Origin of the sequence: Borreliella yangtzensis (assembly GCF_014201775.1) — a bacterium.
GTDB classification, from domain to species: Bacteria; Spirochaetota; Spirochaetia; order Borreliales; family Borreliaceae; genus Borreliella; species Borreliella yangtzensis.
In genome coordinates this window covers 156301-171413 of the sequence record NZ_JACHFG010000002.1, presented here as the reverse complement: position 1 = coordinate 171413, position 15113 = coordinate 156301, and the positions used below count along the sequence as shown (strand labels likewise).

Annotated in this window: 12 protein-coding genes; 5 read left to right on the top strand and 7 right to left on the bottom strand. The window is 26.7% G+C overall.

Features of this window, described 5'->3' with window-relative positions:
- Positions 1-80: 80 nt before the first annotated feature.
- From recJ to rpsU, 3 genes are read left to right on the top strand one after another with little or no spacing between them, the layout of a single operon-like run.
- Complete coding sequence (gene recJ, locus HNP68_RS03010) at positions 81-2207, top strand: single-stranded-DNA-specific exonuclease RecJ (RefSeq protein ID WP_183220301.1); 2127 nt, start codon at positions 81-83, stop codon at positions 2205-2207.
- The gene (locus HNP68_RS03005; RefSeq protein ID WP_183220298.1) at positions 2200-3144 is read left to right on the top strand and encodes a M23 family metallopeptidase; all 945 of its coding nucleotides are present in this window, start codon (positions 2200-2202) and stop codon (positions 3142-3144) included. The genes recJ and HNP68_RS03005 overlap by 8 nt, the downstream gene beginning before the upstream one ends.
- 14 nt (positions 3145-3158) lie before the next feature.
- Complete coding sequence (rpsU, locus tag HNP68_RS03000; protein ID WP_002656880.1) at positions 3159-3368, top strand: 30S ribosomal protein S21; 210 nt, start codon at positions 3159-3161, stop codon at positions 3366-3368.
- Between the two features lie 43 nt (positions 3369-3411).
- Here the strand turns inward: rpsU and HNP68_RS02995 are convergent, their stop codons facing one another.
- Genes HNP68_RS02995 through HNP68_RS02980 form a run of 4 tightly spaced genes read right to left on the bottom strand, consistent with a single transcriptional unit; the run spans position 3412 to position 9731 of the window.
- Positions 3412-5763, bottom strand: coding sequence for a DNA translocase FtsK (locus HNP68_RS02995; RefSeq protein ID WP_183220296.1), 2352 nt, complete (start codon positions 5761-5763; stop codon positions 3412-3414).
- A complete protein-coding gene (locus tag HNP68_RS02990) occupies positions 5760-6560 on the bottom strand; it encodes an undecaprenyl-diphosphate phosphatase (protein WP_183220294.1) in 801 nt (266 codons plus the stop codon). The genes HNP68_RS02995 and HNP68_RS02990 overlap by 4 nt, the downstream gene beginning before the upstream one ends.
- Positions 6561-6574: 14 nt before the next feature.
- Entirely contained in the window at positions 6575-8728 is a 2154-nt protein-coding gene (locus HNP68_RS02985; RefSeq protein ID WP_183220810.1) for a flagellar assembly lytic transglycosylase, read from the bottom strand.
- A gap of 1 nt (position 8729) precedes the next feature.
- A complete protein-coding gene (locus HNP68_RS02980) occupies positions 8730-9731 on the bottom strand; it encodes a hypothetical protein (protein ID WP_183220292.1) in 1002 nt (333 codons plus the stop codon).
- Positions 9732-9933: 202 nt separating this feature from the next.
- Here HNP68_RS02980 and HNP68_RS02975 point away from each other — a divergent pair, with 202 nt between their 5' ends.
- Entirely contained in the window at positions 9934-11316 is a 1383-nt protein-coding gene (locus HNP68_RS02975) for a tetratricopeptide repeat protein (RefSeq protein ID WP_183220290.1), read from the top strand.
- A 6-nt stretch (positions 11317-11322) separates the two neighbouring features.
- On the opposite strand, the gene HNP68_RS02970 is transcribed toward HNP68_RS02975, so the two are convergent.
- Positions 11323-12555, bottom strand: coding sequence for a peptidoglycan DD-metalloendopeptidase family protein (locus HNP68_RS02970; RefSeq protein ID WP_183220288.1), 1233 nt, complete (start codon positions 12553-12555; stop codon positions 11323-11325).
- A gap of 61 nt (positions 12556-12616) precedes the next feature.
- On the opposite strand from HNP68_RS02970, the gene lepB reads away from it, so the two are divergent.
- Entirely contained in the window at positions 12617-13123 is a 507-nt protein-coding gene (gene lepB, locus HNP68_RS02965) for a signal peptidase I (RefSeq protein ID WP_183220286.1), read from the top strand.
- Between the two features lie 10 nt (positions 13124-13133).
- Here the strand turns inward: lepB and HNP68_RS02960 are convergent, their stop codons facing one another.
- Together HNP68_RS02960 and HNP68_RS02955 are read right to left on the bottom strand one after the other, a co-directional pair.
- Positions 13134-14603, bottom strand: coding sequence for an Hsp70 family protein (locus HNP68_RS02960; protein ID WP_183220284.1), 1470 nt, complete (start codon positions 14601-14603; stop codon positions 13134-13136).
- Complete coding sequence (locus tag HNP68_RS02955) at positions 14581-15102, bottom strand: DUF6115 domain-containing protein (RefSeq protein WP_183220282.1); 522 nt, start codon at positions 15100-15102, stop codon at positions 14581-14583. Before HNP68_RS02955 ends, HNP68_RS02960 begins: the two co-directional genes overlap by 23 nt.
- Positions 15103-15113 lie beyond the last annotated feature (11 nt).

Below are 15113 nucleotides of genomic sequence, written 5' to 3'. Positions count from 1 at the left end.
ATTAATAATCAATCTATGGTGGAATTAGTAAATAAGACTCCTTAAAAAATCGATTAAAAATTTAAATTCTAGAGAAGTAAATGAAAATTTGGAAACAAAAAGTAATCAATATACAACCTGAAGAATTATCTCGCATTGCTAAACAATATAATATCAATTGTTTTGAAGCAACTTTACTTATAAATAGAGGAATCAAAGAAGAAGATTTCATGTTTTTCTTTGAAGACAGCATAAATTTACTACATAACCCATTCTTATTAACAAATATAGATAAATTTATAAACAGAATTAATAAAGCAATTAAAGAGAATGAAAACATATTAATATTTGGAGATAAAGATGCCGATGGAATTACAGCAACAATAATAATGTATGAAACCCTTAAAGATTTTGGACTTAATGTTAGCTATAAAATACCTTCAAATGGGGAATTTTATGGACTTTCAAACGAATTAATTAACATAGCTTTAGAAAAAAAAATCTCTTTAATAATAACTGTTGATAATGGTATCTCTAGTATTGAAGAAATAAACTATGCCAATTCAAAAGGAATAGAAATAATAATCACAGACCACCATCTCCCAAGCGAAGATTTTAAAACTAAAAACATAGTTATAAACCCTCATCTAAAAGATGATAAATATCCATTCAAAGAAATAGCGGGATGTTGCGTAAGTTTTAAAGCTTGCCTTGCTCTTAGCATGTCCTTTACAGATCTTTATTCTAAAAACATTGTATTTTTATTTTTAGAAAAAATAAACAGTGAAATTATTCTTCATGCAATAGAGATAAACAACTATACCTTAAAGCAATATCTAAGATTAGATGATAAGAATGACCCTTTAATCAACTTAAACAAACTGGAAAAATTTGTACAAGACAAATATATAGTAATCTTCAACAAAGAAGATCAATGTCAATTATTAAATAAACACTTCAAAAGAAGCATAAATATGAGCACAATTGATATTAGTGAAAATTTCATAAAAAATTACCCAAATTTTAGAAAAAAAACATTAAAAGACTTAATTCAAGCAACTAAGTATTTTAAATATAAAAAAGTTGAGATCAAAGACAAGCTTTACTACATATTTTACAATTTAATTTTTGAAACTAATAAAAATTTTCTCCAAAAATGTTTAAAAAGGATTAGCTTTGTTGCAATAGGAACAATAGCAGACAATATGCCTATTATTAATGAAAACAGAATAATCCTAAAGGCAGGACTTAAAGAAATTGCACTAAGAGAAAGAATGCCTATTAATTATCTATTAAAAGATGCAAACATATTAACAAAACCCAATATAACCGCAACAGACATTGCATATAAAATTGCACCAATACTAAACTCAACAGGAAGGCTTGAAAAAGCAGACAGTGCAATAAATTTTTTACTAACTAGCGACATTAATCAAATAGAAAATAAATTTAAAGAAATAAAAAAGATCAACGAACTGAGAAAATATAAAGAAGAAAAAGCCTGGAATTCTCATAATAAAAATACTATTTTAAAAAACGATAAATTTATAGTCTGCTATGATAAAAATACCCCAAAAGGAATAAGTTCTAGGCTTGCAACTAGACTTTCTGCCTACTACCAAAAAGTTGCTATTTTTCTAACAAAGCAAGATAATATTATTAAAGGATCAATTAGATCAAACAATAAAATTAATTCAAAAGCACTGATATCAATAGTGCCTTCTCATTTAATAATAAATTCGGGGGGGCATAAAGCTGCAGCTGGATTTACATTGCATGAAAATTTACTCGAAGAGTTTATTAAAGAATTAGAATATGCAACTACAAAAGTTGAATATGAAACTACCACTGAAAACGAACCGATATCAATAGATGCTATTCTTCCAAAAGATTTAGCAAAAGATTCTCTTTTTAAAACAATAGAAATATTTGAACCTTATGGATATGAATTTAGAGAGCCAATATTAATGATGGAAAATGTTTACCTTCAAGAACTCAAAATAATTGACAAAAACCATAGCTCAAAACATATAAATATGCTCATTAAATCACAAAACGATTACTATAAAGCTATTTTTTTTAACGGAACAAAAAAAATAGAAGAATTAAACATAAAAGAAGATCAATATTTAGACATCATTTTTACAGTTAACGAAGATTTTTACTACCCAAGAGAAAAAATTTTGAAAATTATAGACATAAGAAAGGGTACTCAAACTAATGTATAAAATACAAAAAACTTTACTTATATTTTATATCTTAGCAATAGAAAATATAAATCCAGAAATAACAAACACTATTCCTAAAGTCCAATATAAAAAAGAGGCATTTCAAGGAGATTACATATACTTTGCAAGCAATGAAAACTTTAAAAAGTTATCACTTTTAAGCACAAATAAAAATCCAATCATAAGCTCTTCCCCATTTAAATTTACAGTAGGAAATAAAATTTACTACATAGCATTTATGGGAATTACACCAATGATAAAAGAAGGCAAAAGGAAAATTCAAATAGAATTCAAGAATAAAAGCTATATCAAAGAAATAGAAATAAAAAAATTTAATTTCAAAAGAACAAAAATTAGTTTTAATAAAGAAAAAGCCAAGCTTATTACCCAAAAAAAATCAACAAAACAAAAAGAACAGGCTTTGACCTTATGGAATATTATTGGTAATATTGGGGATACAACAATATACCACTATGATGCTTTAGTAAAACCAATAAAAGATCAATATGTTATAACAAGCAACTACGGAGATTTAAGGCTTTACATGCATGGTAGCAAAAAAATTTCAAATTATACAATGCACAACGGGATTGATTATGCCCCATTTAAAAGAGAAAATACTCCAATTTTTGCTGCTGGCAAAGGAAAAATTGTATTTGCACGAAATAGAGAATTAACAGGCAATACCCTTATAATACAACATTTGCCGGGTGTATTTACAATTTACCTTCACCTCTCAAAATTAGAAATAAGTGAAAATAAAATAGTTAGCGCTGGCGAATACATTGGAAATACCGGAAATACTGGCCTCTCAACAGGTCCTCATCTACACTTTGAAGTAAGAATTAATGGTATAGCAATAAACCCAGATTTCCTTTTAAATGGCATGCTTATTGACAAAAATAAAATAATAAATAATATTAAAAGAATAGAGTAAAAGGAGGTGATTTTTTGGTAACAGTCACTGTGGACAAAAATGAAAATCTTGAAAAAGCATTGAAACGTTTTAAAAGAATGATTGAGAAAGAAGCAATTATTCGCGAATGGAAAAGAAGAGAATACTATGAAAAACCATCCACAATCCGTGTTAAAAAGGAAAAAGCTTTTAAAAGAAAACAAGCAAAAAAAGTTAGAAAATTAAAACAAAAAACTAATAGGTAGAATGATCGATAACAAGAGATGTTCAAATGGATATCTCTTTATTTTAAATTAATACCTCTCTTGGTTTTGATCCATTAACAGGTCCTACATATCCCATATCTTCCATAATTTCAATAATTCTAGCTGCCCTATTGTAGCCTATCTTTAATCTTCTTTGCAGATAAGATGCTGATGCTTTTCTTGTAGTTTTAACAATCTCAAGAGCTTCATCAAACATTGGCTCATCAGAAGGGCCAAGAGCAACTAAATCTGTCTCTTTAACACTATCAATAAATATTTCATCATCAATATAATTTGGAGAACCAAATTTTTTGACCTCCTCAACAAGTCTATAAACCTCTCTTTCCTTTAAAAATCCACCTTGAATTCTTTGAGGGAAAGGATTTAAAGAGCTAATATAAAGCATATCTCCCTTTCCTAAAAGCTTTTCAGCGCCAGAAGATCCAAGAATTATTCTAGAATCCATAGAGCTGGCCACCATAAAAGAAATCCTTGAAGGAAAATTGGCTTTTATTACTCCAGTAATAACATCAACTGAAGGTCTTTGAGTTGCAAGAACCAAATGAATTCCTACAGCTCTAGCCATTGCAGCAAGCCTAGAAATTAAATTTTCCAAATCTTTTCTTGCAGAAAGAATAAGATCTGCAAATTCATCAATAATTATTACAAGATATGGCAAAACCATTAAATTTAAATTCTCATCTTTTACCTTTTTATTATAAGAAGAAATATCTCTTACCAATAAATTATCAAGAAGCACATACCTTCTCTCCATTTCATCAAGACACCATCTAAGAGCTTCTAAAGCTCTCTTTACATCTGTAATAACTGGAGTTAATAAATGGGGAATATCATTAAAAAGTTTAAGCTCCACTATTTTGGGATCTATCATAATTAATTTTACTTCATCTGGAGATTTTGAAAAAATAATTGAAGCAATTAAAGAATTTACACAAACCGATTTACCTGCTCCAGTTGCACCAGCTATTAATAGATGTGGAGAATTAACAAGGTCAAAAACAATATTTTCGCCACTAATCTCTTTTCCAAGAGCAAAAGGAATTCTAAAATCACCCCTAAATTCCTTGCTGTTTATTATCTCTGAAATTAAAATAAACTCTCGTCTTTTATTAGGAATTTCAATGCCTACAGCTTCTCTGCCAGGAATTGGGGCAATAATCCTAACCCTAATGGCTGCAAGTCTTAAAGCAATATTATCAGAAATAGAAGTAATCTTAGAAAGCTTAATTCCCTTATCCGGACGAACAGCATACATTGTCACAACAGGCCCTTTAATAATATCAATTAATTTAGCATTAATATTAAACTCTTTTAATGTCTCCTGGAGAATCATTGATTGCTTTTGAATTTCTTTCTCATATTCAATATCCTCTACATCATTTTTAACCTCTTTCTGGTCAAAAACCGAAATATCAATAACGTAAGAATCGTTTTTTTTATTCAAAACGACATTTTCGTTATAACTATAAGGAATAGCAACTTGACTAATTATACCCTTAGTCCTTATCTCACAAGCCTTAACCTTCCCACTAATAATTAATTTATTATCTTCAAGATTGTCCAAATATTTATATTCACAAGACTCATCAATTTTATCTGTATCTAAAGCATTATCATTTGAAGTCTCCTTATCGAAAGAGCTTGCTTCTTTAGAATCTGAGCCTTCAAAAACAGTTTTGGCTAAATTAACATTGGAAGGCTTTTTATTACTTCTTAAAAACGCACTAAATGACCATAAAGCTTGATATTCTTCATCATTAATAATATTTTTTTTCTCATCAAAAACTTGAGAATTTTTTAGATCCTCTGAAAAATCCCCATAAACTTTAATATCTTTTTTTACATCCAATGAATTTGAAAAGGGGAAATAACTTAATATATTTTCAAACAAAATTTTAATCTTAAACTCTAAAAATTTAAAAGCATCTAAAATAAAATTAACATCTTTGAAAAAGACATAATTCAAATAAATCCAAACAACAAATTCTAAAATTAAAAGTATAAAAATAAAAAAATTCCCCAATGTTATACCAAAATTACTAAGGAATATCTTAATAAAATAAGATTTTTCAACATTAGAATTAATTTTTATTAAAAATATTAAAGTAAAAAACAATATTACGGTATAATTCCAATTAAATATAAATCGTTTAGTAAAAATATGCTTTTTGTAAGCATACCAATTAACAAGTGGATAAATTATTAAATAAAATGACAAAAATGAAAAAACATTAAGCAGTATTTGTCCTATTAGGTTGAAAACAAAAAATATAAACATATTGCTTAAAGGGGTCAATGCTACAAAAAGAGAAAAAGAAATGACCGAAAGCATAAAAAAAAACAAAAATTGAAAATACTGATAAAAATCTTTCATATCTTAACAAAATAACAAACTGTAATTGAAAGTGCAAATAAATATATTGAGAAATAATATAGTTTTTTGTTACTAAGCATTTTAAAATAGAAATTTATGGAAAAAATGCCAACAACAAAAGCAACCAATGCTCCTAAGTTTATTTCAAAAAAATTTAAAACCATAAAAATATCATAAAATTCTTTATGTTTTAATAAAATTGCTCCAAAAACTATTGGAATTAAAGACAAAAATGAAATTTCAAATGCACTCTTTCTATTAAATCCAAGAACCGTCGCAGAAAAAATTGTAATCCCTGAACGAGATATTCCTGGAAGCGCGCCTAAGCCTTGCATCAGCCCCATAAAAATTCCTACTAACAGAATATTATCTTTAAAATTAATTTTAAAAAAATTAAATTCTAGCATCAAGATTAAAATACCTGTTATAATAAAATTAATTAAAACAAAAGGCAATGTGAACATTCTCTCATATTTTGAAATAAAAATTCCAACAACTCCGGTAACAATAGTTATTATTAATATTAGAAACATTAATTTTAAATTTGTTAAATCAGATTTACTAGTTTTTCTTAAAAAGAATCTAATAAAAGTTAAAAAAAGTTCTAAAATTCTTTTACGATAATAAATAATAACAACTAAAACTGTTGCAAGGTGTAAATAAATATCAAATATTATTGGGAGCTTTAACTGCATAAAATGACCAAAAAGTAACAAATGTCCCGAACTAGATATTGGTAAAAACTCTGTAATACCTTGAACAATCCCCAAAATAATTGCACTTAAAATATTTGTCATTAAATGCTCCGATACTAATTTTTGGGAAATTCGCCCATAATTTTAACTATTACTGAATCTATTCCCTTCTTTTCATACAAAGCATCATAAAATACCGAATAAACTAATATTTTTTTAATATAATTTCTAGTTTGACTAAAAGGAATTGCTTCAATAAAAAGCTCTTTCGATAAATGTCCATAACTCTTTTCCCACTTTCTAACATTACCAATACCCCCATTGTAAGATGCAAGAGCCTTATAAAGACTGCCAGTTGTAGATATTCTTTTTTTTAAATAATATGTCCCAATTATTATATTATCTTTTGGAGTCTTTAAATCGTAATCAAAATATTTAAGTTCTTTAGAAATATCATTTGCTGTTGCCGGCATAATTTGCATAAGTCCAACAGCACCTGGCTTTGAAACAGCATTTTTCTCAAAGCTGCTTTCCGCTTTTATTAAAGAAAATACAATACTAGTTTCAAGCCCACGCCTTTTAGCCCAATATTCTACCAAAGATCCATACAAATAAGGATAAAGCCTTTTATAGTCACTTTCCATTAAAGCAGATTCATCTTGACTTACAAGATAATTAATAACAAGAGTTGCGTCGTAATAATTTTCACTCTTTAAAAGTTCATCGTACACTCTTCGATAAAAATCGAGCGAAAATTTATATCCATTCTTAAAATCCTCAGAAATAAAACCTCTGACATAATGACAAAGATTAAATTTTAAAAAACCCTCCAAAAAAATCTCATAATCAGATTGCTCATATTTAACATCAAGCCCACTTGTAAAAAATTCATCAATATTTTGATCTAATAAATATCTACTCATAAATGAAGAATATGACCATTTATCATAATTAACCGCAGAATGCAAAAGGCTCTTATATTCTCCACTTACACTGGGTTTAATTAATTTATGGTAAATAAGCCTTGCATTAATAAAGGCAAGCTTAGATAAAATAGAATCAGAAATAACTTTTTTAGCATTAGAATAAAGTTTATAAATGTTGTCATAGTCTTCAAGCTGAATTGATTCCAAAATATACTCTTCTAAAATCTTAATAAAAGTAGAATTTTTTTTATCACTCTCAGTATAAAACTTAGCTACGCTTTCGGCAAAATAATCTCTGGCACTTTTAGTAAAAAGTAAATTACTAAAAGCCGTATTAAGCAAAGCAATCCTATTAATTTCATTATTAAGATTCACGCCTTCAAGATATTCTTTTAAAATAAGAAGACCTAAATTATTTTTTCCCTTAAGATTTAAAATGCCCAAATAATAATTTTTATATTTACTTTTTATTTTATTAAAAAATGTTAAAGCATTTGAAATTTTACCAGAACTAATAAAAGCCTTATAAACATCGCTTAATACAATATTATTGTCATAATAGTCGCTCAAACCATTTTTATTCAATATATTTATTGCACTATTAAAATTACCATTTGCCACTTCATATTTAAATTTAACAAGATTTAAAAAATTTGTACCAAAATACTTAGACTTATTTTCAATAATAAAGTAATCATAGGCTCTTACATGTAAATAATTTGCTGGCAAATTCTCAAAAAGTTTATTAAAGTAAATTTTTGACTCACTTACATTAGAAAGATTAAGATAAAGAGCTGCTTTTAATAAAATATTTTCATTTTCTTGATAATCAGAAAATTTCATCTTATCAAGCCTGTTTAAAAGACTAAGCGCTTTATCGTTTTTCTTTTGCCAATAAAGACTCTTAAAGTATCCTAGTATAATAAATTTATTATTTTCGTATTTTTTATAAAGTCTCTCTCCGATCAATTCAGACGCAAAATAATCTTTTATTGAATTAAAATGCTCAATAAGTTTAATTCCAGCAAATTGCGATGAAATATTATCCCCATAATCTATAGCCTTTTTCATATACTCTACAAATTTTTCTTCAAATCCTATTTTTTTAAATAAATAAGCAACATATATATAAGAACTTTGATCTATGTTAAAATACTTATCAAAATTCTTTTTTGAATAATCAAAATTCCATAACCAATTCAAATTATTTAAATCAAACTCTTTTGAATGTGCCTTAATAAAATCACTACTTGAAATTTCTTTTTTCACAAAGCAAGAAAATAAACTTAAAAATAAAAAAATAAAAAGGAAATTGTGCAATAGGAAACAACTTCTGTTAGACATATCAATCTTTTCCATATCTCTCAATTTTCTTTTTATCACATTCAAAGCAGTATGAGACAAAATCTCTAGGTTTTAAAATTTTTGAAAAAACTAAAAACAAAGAAAAAAATATCAAAAGAAAAAGAGAAATAAGACTTAAATATAGCATAGGAGAATGAACTGCTCTTTCACCTGAATTTAATTTAAAATTATTTTTCACCACATCACTATCAAAATCTTCTCTAAGATCTAGCTCAACATCCTCATCTGAAGTATCTATTAAATCTTTGTCAATATCTGCAATAATGTCCTCAACGCTTAAATCATGCAAATTTTCTTCTTCTGAAGAAAATTCTTCTAATTTTTGAAACTCAAAATTATTAATATTAAAAGGTTCCTCATCAATATACTCTAATTTTTTATTTTCTAAATTAAAATCTTTAGAATCAACATCACTACCATAACTAGTATCAAAATTTTTAAAATCTGAATCCTTTGACTCAATTTTTTGATTTTCTTTGGATTTCAGATCTAAAGAATTAGTAGTAGGAATACTTGAATCAGAAGTATCTTTTTTAACAAAATCATCTTTCTCTTCAAAATTTAAATCAAATTCAGAACCCAAATTTTCAACAGATAAATCATTGCTAACGTCGCTTTTAAAATCATCTAAAAAGTTCCCTTTATTAGATCCTTCAAAAGTTTGACTAAAATTTATAAGACCTAAATCAAACTTCGATTTATTTTCAATCCCATCAGATTCACTATAAACATAAAGTATTTCATTCATAACCTTAAAATAAACATTGATACTCGGGCTTTCCTTTTTTAAATTATCCAAGAAAAAAGAACCAACTAAAAAAGGATCTGAAAAATCTTCATATTCACTAACATAAAAATTCAACTTAATGCTAGTATCACCTGCAATCTTACCTAATATTACTTTCTTAACAGAACTATCATCTAAATTTAAAACTGAATAATACTCATTATCAGATAATTTTATCGCTAAAAACCCTTTCAAAAATTACAACCTCTTTGCTTTATTTTATTGAAACCAAACTTATATAGTAATTATAGTTATCATTATTATTATAACTATAATATAATATAAATAATGTGATGTTCAACTTACAAATTACTTTTATTTTAAGTAAATAGCTTTTATTAAAAGTAGCTATGATGATGCAAATTAATGAGATATTTTAAATTTAGGAGCAATACAAGTGTTATCGCTATTTATAGTAATCTCTTCATTAACAGTATTTATTTTAGTATTTTTATTTTTTAAAATAGCATTAAAACTTACAATAGGAAAAACTAGAGGAAAAATAAAAAAAGATGACGAGAGAACACAAAAATTAATCGAAAGAGCAATTTCTCTATTAAAAACAAATCCAAACGAAATAGGTGCTCTTGAAATTTTAAATAATTATTACTACAAAAATAAAGACTATGAAAATGGTATAAAATATGCAAAAAAATTATGCCAATTAATAGAGGACAATCCAATAAGCCAAGAAATAAATACATTTAAAGCTTTTTTAAGCTATGGATTTTATAACCTTAAAAGAAATTTTAACAGAGAAGCCTTAGAATTTTTAAAAAAAGCTTATCTGATAAAAAAATCAGATGAGGATGCAAATTATTATCTTGGTATAGCATTCTTAAAAAACGAAATGTATAAAGAAGCTCTATACTATCTTAAAAAAGTCTACAAGTTTAATAAAAATAATAACGATATCCTAAAACACATAGGAATAGCTTTATTTAATTTGGAAAGCTACCGAAAAGCTGCTGGAATATTTAATAATATAAAAAAACACATACAAAGCGACATTGACGCTCTTTTAGCATATGCTAAGTCCTTATCAAAAATGAATCAAGATCATCTGGCACTAGAAATTGCTAACAAAATAAAACAAAAAGATGGAATGATTTATGAGGCTTTATTAATTACATCTGAGATTCATTCAAAAAATAAAGAATTAGAAAAATTAGAACAAAATATTAAAGAAATAATAAAAGTAAAACCTGATTTGCCTAAAAAAGTTTTCCTTGAATTATTTTATAATCTTGGAGAACTCCAAATCTCTGTTGAAAATTATCAAAAAGCTACAGAAGCTTTTAGCAAAGTTGAAGATATTGATCCAAATTACAAAAAAATTAAAGAAAAATTAGAATTTAGCAAAAAATTAAATGAAAACATAGCGCTAAGAATATATTTGCGCAGTTCAAAAGAAAATTTTGAGAAAATAGCAAATGAAATTATTTTAAAACTATATTTAAATAAGTTCCAAGTAAGAGATTCTAAAATAAACGAAATAACATCGCAATTTATTGATATGAACTTTCACTTAGCTAACAATCAGTGGGAAGAAAATTTAATAGTACGCTTTGTAAGAACTGAACAAGATACTTTTGGTGAATTATTCTTAAAAGATTTCATTTCAAAAATAAAAGAAAATAAAATAAAAGGACTCTGCATTGCTCCATCAAAATTCTCTTTAAAAGCTAAACAAATGATTGAAGGAAGGCTTATTGATCTAGTAGAAGGCAAAAAATTAACTCAAATACTTAAAAAAATTAACATATCCAAATACACATGAATAATACTACCTTAAATATTTCATAGGATTTTCGGTTTTGCCATTCTTAAAAATAGTAAAATGTAAGTGATTGCCTGTGCTATAGCCAGTACTTCCCATATAGCCTATTACTGCCCCCCTTGAAACTTTTTTCCCAACTTTAACAGCAAAAGAATTTAAATGCGCATATAAAGTTTGAAATCCGTTACTGTGAGAAATAACAATATATTTACCATATCCCCCCGCATTAAATCCCACGGTTACAACAATGCCCTCTCTTGAGGCCTTAATGGGAGTATTGGCTAAATTTGCAATATCTATTCCATTGTGAAAGCTAATAACCCCTGTAAACGGATCTGGTCGATAACCATATCCTGAAGTAATAACGCCTTGTACAGGATAAATAAAAGTCTCCCCTAGTACCTCTTTTAAAAAATCTTTGGGCAATCTTCCTCCAGGAATAAACAATTTTTGCCCCAAAAATAAAACTTCATTATCAAGATTATTAGAATCTAAAATATCCACCTTGGGAACATTATAAGCACTAGCTATAGATGAAATAGAATCATTTTTTTTAACAACATAAATAATACCTTTCATATTAGGAACTTTAATAACTGAATTTGGCTTAATATTTCTTACATCTTTAATTTCATTAAAAGAAATCAAAGTTTCACTGGTTATCTGATATCTAGCTGCAATATGAGAGAGCGTCTCTCCAGGCTTAATTTTATGGTCAAATACCTTTAATACAAAATTTTTTTTAAATTCAGGAACATTTGAAGAAACATTAGATTCAAGCAAATAACTACTAATTTGCGCTACATCTTGATCGCTATAATATAAAAATGTATCAATAAAATAATCTTTGGGAAAAGTGAGTCTATTTAAAAAAATATATGAACCATAGTAAGAAAAAATATTAACATAAAATATTAATATAAAAATAAAGATTATCGCATTAAACTTGAAAACAAACTTATAATCAAATTTTAAGTTAAAAATGTCAAAAACTTTCTCTTTAAAGCCCCTATAATAATATTTATATTCATAATGATTAATATTTTGTATTTTAAATTTATAAAAAAATAAAGAAGCTTTTTTAAAAAAGCTTTTACACTTGAAAGCTTTTTTTCTTTTTTTGCTAATATCCCTAATATTGACAAAATCCTTTAATTCAAAATTAATATTCCTCTTATTATTGAATAAAAAATTTTTTTTACGTTTTTCTACCCTTTGCTTCTTTTTTGGTATAATCATAACATGCTATTTCATTATACAATGGAAAATTGAATTTCAATGAAAGCATTGTTTAAAAGTTATGAGAATATTTAAAGCTCACAAATATGAACTGGCGTCATTTTTAGCTGCTTCTTTATTTTTAATAGCCTTAATAAAGTTGTTATTATCATTCTACATAGTAAAAGGTGAATCAATGACCCCAACAATATTTGAAAAAAATTGGATTGTAAGTCATAAATTTGAATATGGACTTAGACTTAAAAATCACAAAAAATACCTTCTATTATGGAAAAACCCAAAAAAAAATGAAATGGTAATTATTAAAGATCCTATAACAAACAAAATTGCCATTAAAAAAATATTTGCAATTCCAGGAGAGAAATTTAAACAGATAGAAAAAAATAAAATATGCATACATGACTTAAACTTTAAAATAGATGAAAATGTTTTAAAAAAAAATAATAAAAAAATTCCTGATGATCACTATTTAGTCATAGGAGAAAATAAACAGACTTCGTTAGACTCAAGAGACTACGGATTTGTAAAAATCGATAACATATTGGGAAAAATAATTTATTACTTTTAAATATGAGTTTTTAATCAATAATGCTTGTAAAAGTACTTGAAAGACTTTCTTTTACTACACTGTCAGATGAACTTGTAATTTTTATTTCAATAAAATTAGAAGAATTTGTCGCTAAATCTTTTGCATTAACACTCAAAATACCACTTTCATTTAAAGTAAAAAGTACCTCTATTTTGGGAATTCCTTTTAAAGCTTTTTGAATATTGCCAAAAGAAAACCTACCTATAGAATAATTCAAAGAAGCTTTTTTATATTCGCCCTGAAGTATATGAATTTCAATTTCATCTTGATAATCATTGGTAGTAGTAAATAACTTGCTTCTAGAAATCGGCAAAGCAGTATTTCTTTCTATTAAAGTAAAAAATTCATTACCCTTTATCTCAAGACCAAGAGAATAAGGAGTTACATCTTTAAACTTAATAACAGAGTCGTTTCTAGAAAGACTAAAAGCATGAATACCTGCACCAATAGCTACAACTTCATCTTGATTTAAAGAATCTAAAATAGAAACAGAAGGGAAAGATTCTTTTAAAACTTTTTCAATCAAGGGGATCCTTGTTGAACCACCAGAAAGTATGATTTTCGAAATACTACTAATATCAACTCCAGAATCAGCAATACATTCCATAGATAAGTGAATAGTTTTGTCAATATATTCACTTATCATTGAATTAAATTCACTTCTTTTAAGCTTATAATTTAAATGCTTGCCATCGAGGAAAAGCAAAGTAATGTCAACCTCTTCCATAACAGATAAATTTTTTTTACCCTCTTCAATTCGTTCTCTTAACTGTTCAAGAAGCAAAACATCTTCTAAATTAAAATCAGGATATTCGTTTTTAAAACTATCTAAAACATGCTTTTCGATAATTTTATTAAAATCATTACCCCCAAGTCGACTTTGCCCCTTAACCGAAAGAACAGTATAAGTATCACTTTGTTTTTCCATAAGAGTCACATCAAAAGTTCCACCCCCAAGATCATAAATAAGAAAAATTCCATCAATCTGTCTTTCAAAAGCATAAGCAATAGCAGCTGCAGTTGGCTCATTAAGTATAGCTTTGCAATTTAAACCAGCAAAATTTGCAGCCTCAACAACACCTCTCCTTTGAATCTCAGAAAAATATGCAGGAACTGTTATTACAGCATTTTCAATCTCTTCATCTAAAAACTTTTCAGCATTCTTTTTGACACTAGAAAGCAAATGTGATGAAAGATATTCTGCCCTATAAAATTCACTATCTACTTTATAAAAAGTATTAGAACCTATATTGGTTTTAAAATCATAGAATGTTTTTTGCGGATTAACTAATATTTGATTTTTAGCGGCACTTCCAACAAGAACATCCTTATCTGAGAAAGAAACAATAGAAGGGGTCATTCGCTCACCCCTTTCATTTAATATTATCTTAGAACTAGTATCAAAATACGATGCTACAGTATTTGTAGTTCCAAGATCAATGCCTATCCATTTTTTCATGAATACCTCCCCTATGTATTGAAACAATTAGCTCAACCTCACCTAGATCTAGCTTGAACTTTTTAGCAATAGCCTCAAAAGACATGCCTTGTTCATGGAGCAAAATAATCTGATTGCGGACATTATAACTTTCTTTTATTATGTTTTTTTCAATAGTAGGCATAGAATAGTCCAAATTGCTTTTATAAATTCCATCATTCTTAGATCCAAAACTAGAAGAACTATTCCCAGAAATAGAACTATTGTTAAACCCTAACAATCTCTGATCAAGAATTTCAATTCTTTCATCAACCTCTTTAATGATTCTATTTAAACTTTCAATTTTTATTTCAATAATATTTATATTTCTATCCGTAGCTTGATTGATTTCAATAATTGTTTTATCTACCTCACTTTTAAATTTTCTAAGTATACTATTAGATTTTATTTTCAAATTAACATACACATGAAAATATATAAAAATAAATATAATTAAAATAAGATAAAAAACAACAAACATACAAAAGCCCT

Coding starts and splice junctions, on each gene's coding strand:
- recJ (WP_183220301.1), top strand. CDS start 81: ATGAAAATTTGGAAACAAAAAGTAATCAATATACAACCTGAAGAATTA.
- HNP68_RS03005 (WP_183220298.1), top strand. CDS start 2,200: ATGTATAAAATACAAAAAACTTTACTTATATTTTATATCTTAGCAATA.
- HNP68_RS02995 (WP_183220296.1), bottom strand. CDS start 5,763: ATGAAAGATTTTTATCAGTATTTTCAATTTTTGTTTTTTTTTATGCTT.
- HNP68_RS02990 (WP_183220294.1), bottom strand. CDS start 6,560: ATGACAAATATTTTAAGTGCAATTATTTTGGGGATTGTTCAAGGTATT.
- HNP68_RS02985 (WP_183220810.1), bottom strand. CDS start 8,728: ATGTCTAACAGAAGTTGTTTCCTATTGCACAATTTCCTTTTTATTTTT.
- HNP68_RS02970 (WP_183220288.1), bottom strand. CDS start 12,555: ATGATTATACCAAAAAAGAAGCAAAGGGTAGAAAAACGTAAAAAAAAT.
- lepB (WP_183220286.1), top strand. CDS start 12,617: ATGAGAATATTTAAAGCTCACAAATATGAACTGGCGTCATTTTTAGCT.
- HNP68_RS02960 (WP_183220284.1), bottom strand. CDS start 14,603: ATGAAAAAATGGATAGGCATTGATCTTGGAACTACAAATACTGTAGCA.
- HNP68_RS02955 (WP_183220282.1), bottom strand. CDS start 15,102: ATGTTTGTTGTTTTTTATCTTATTTTAATTATATTTATTTTTATATAT.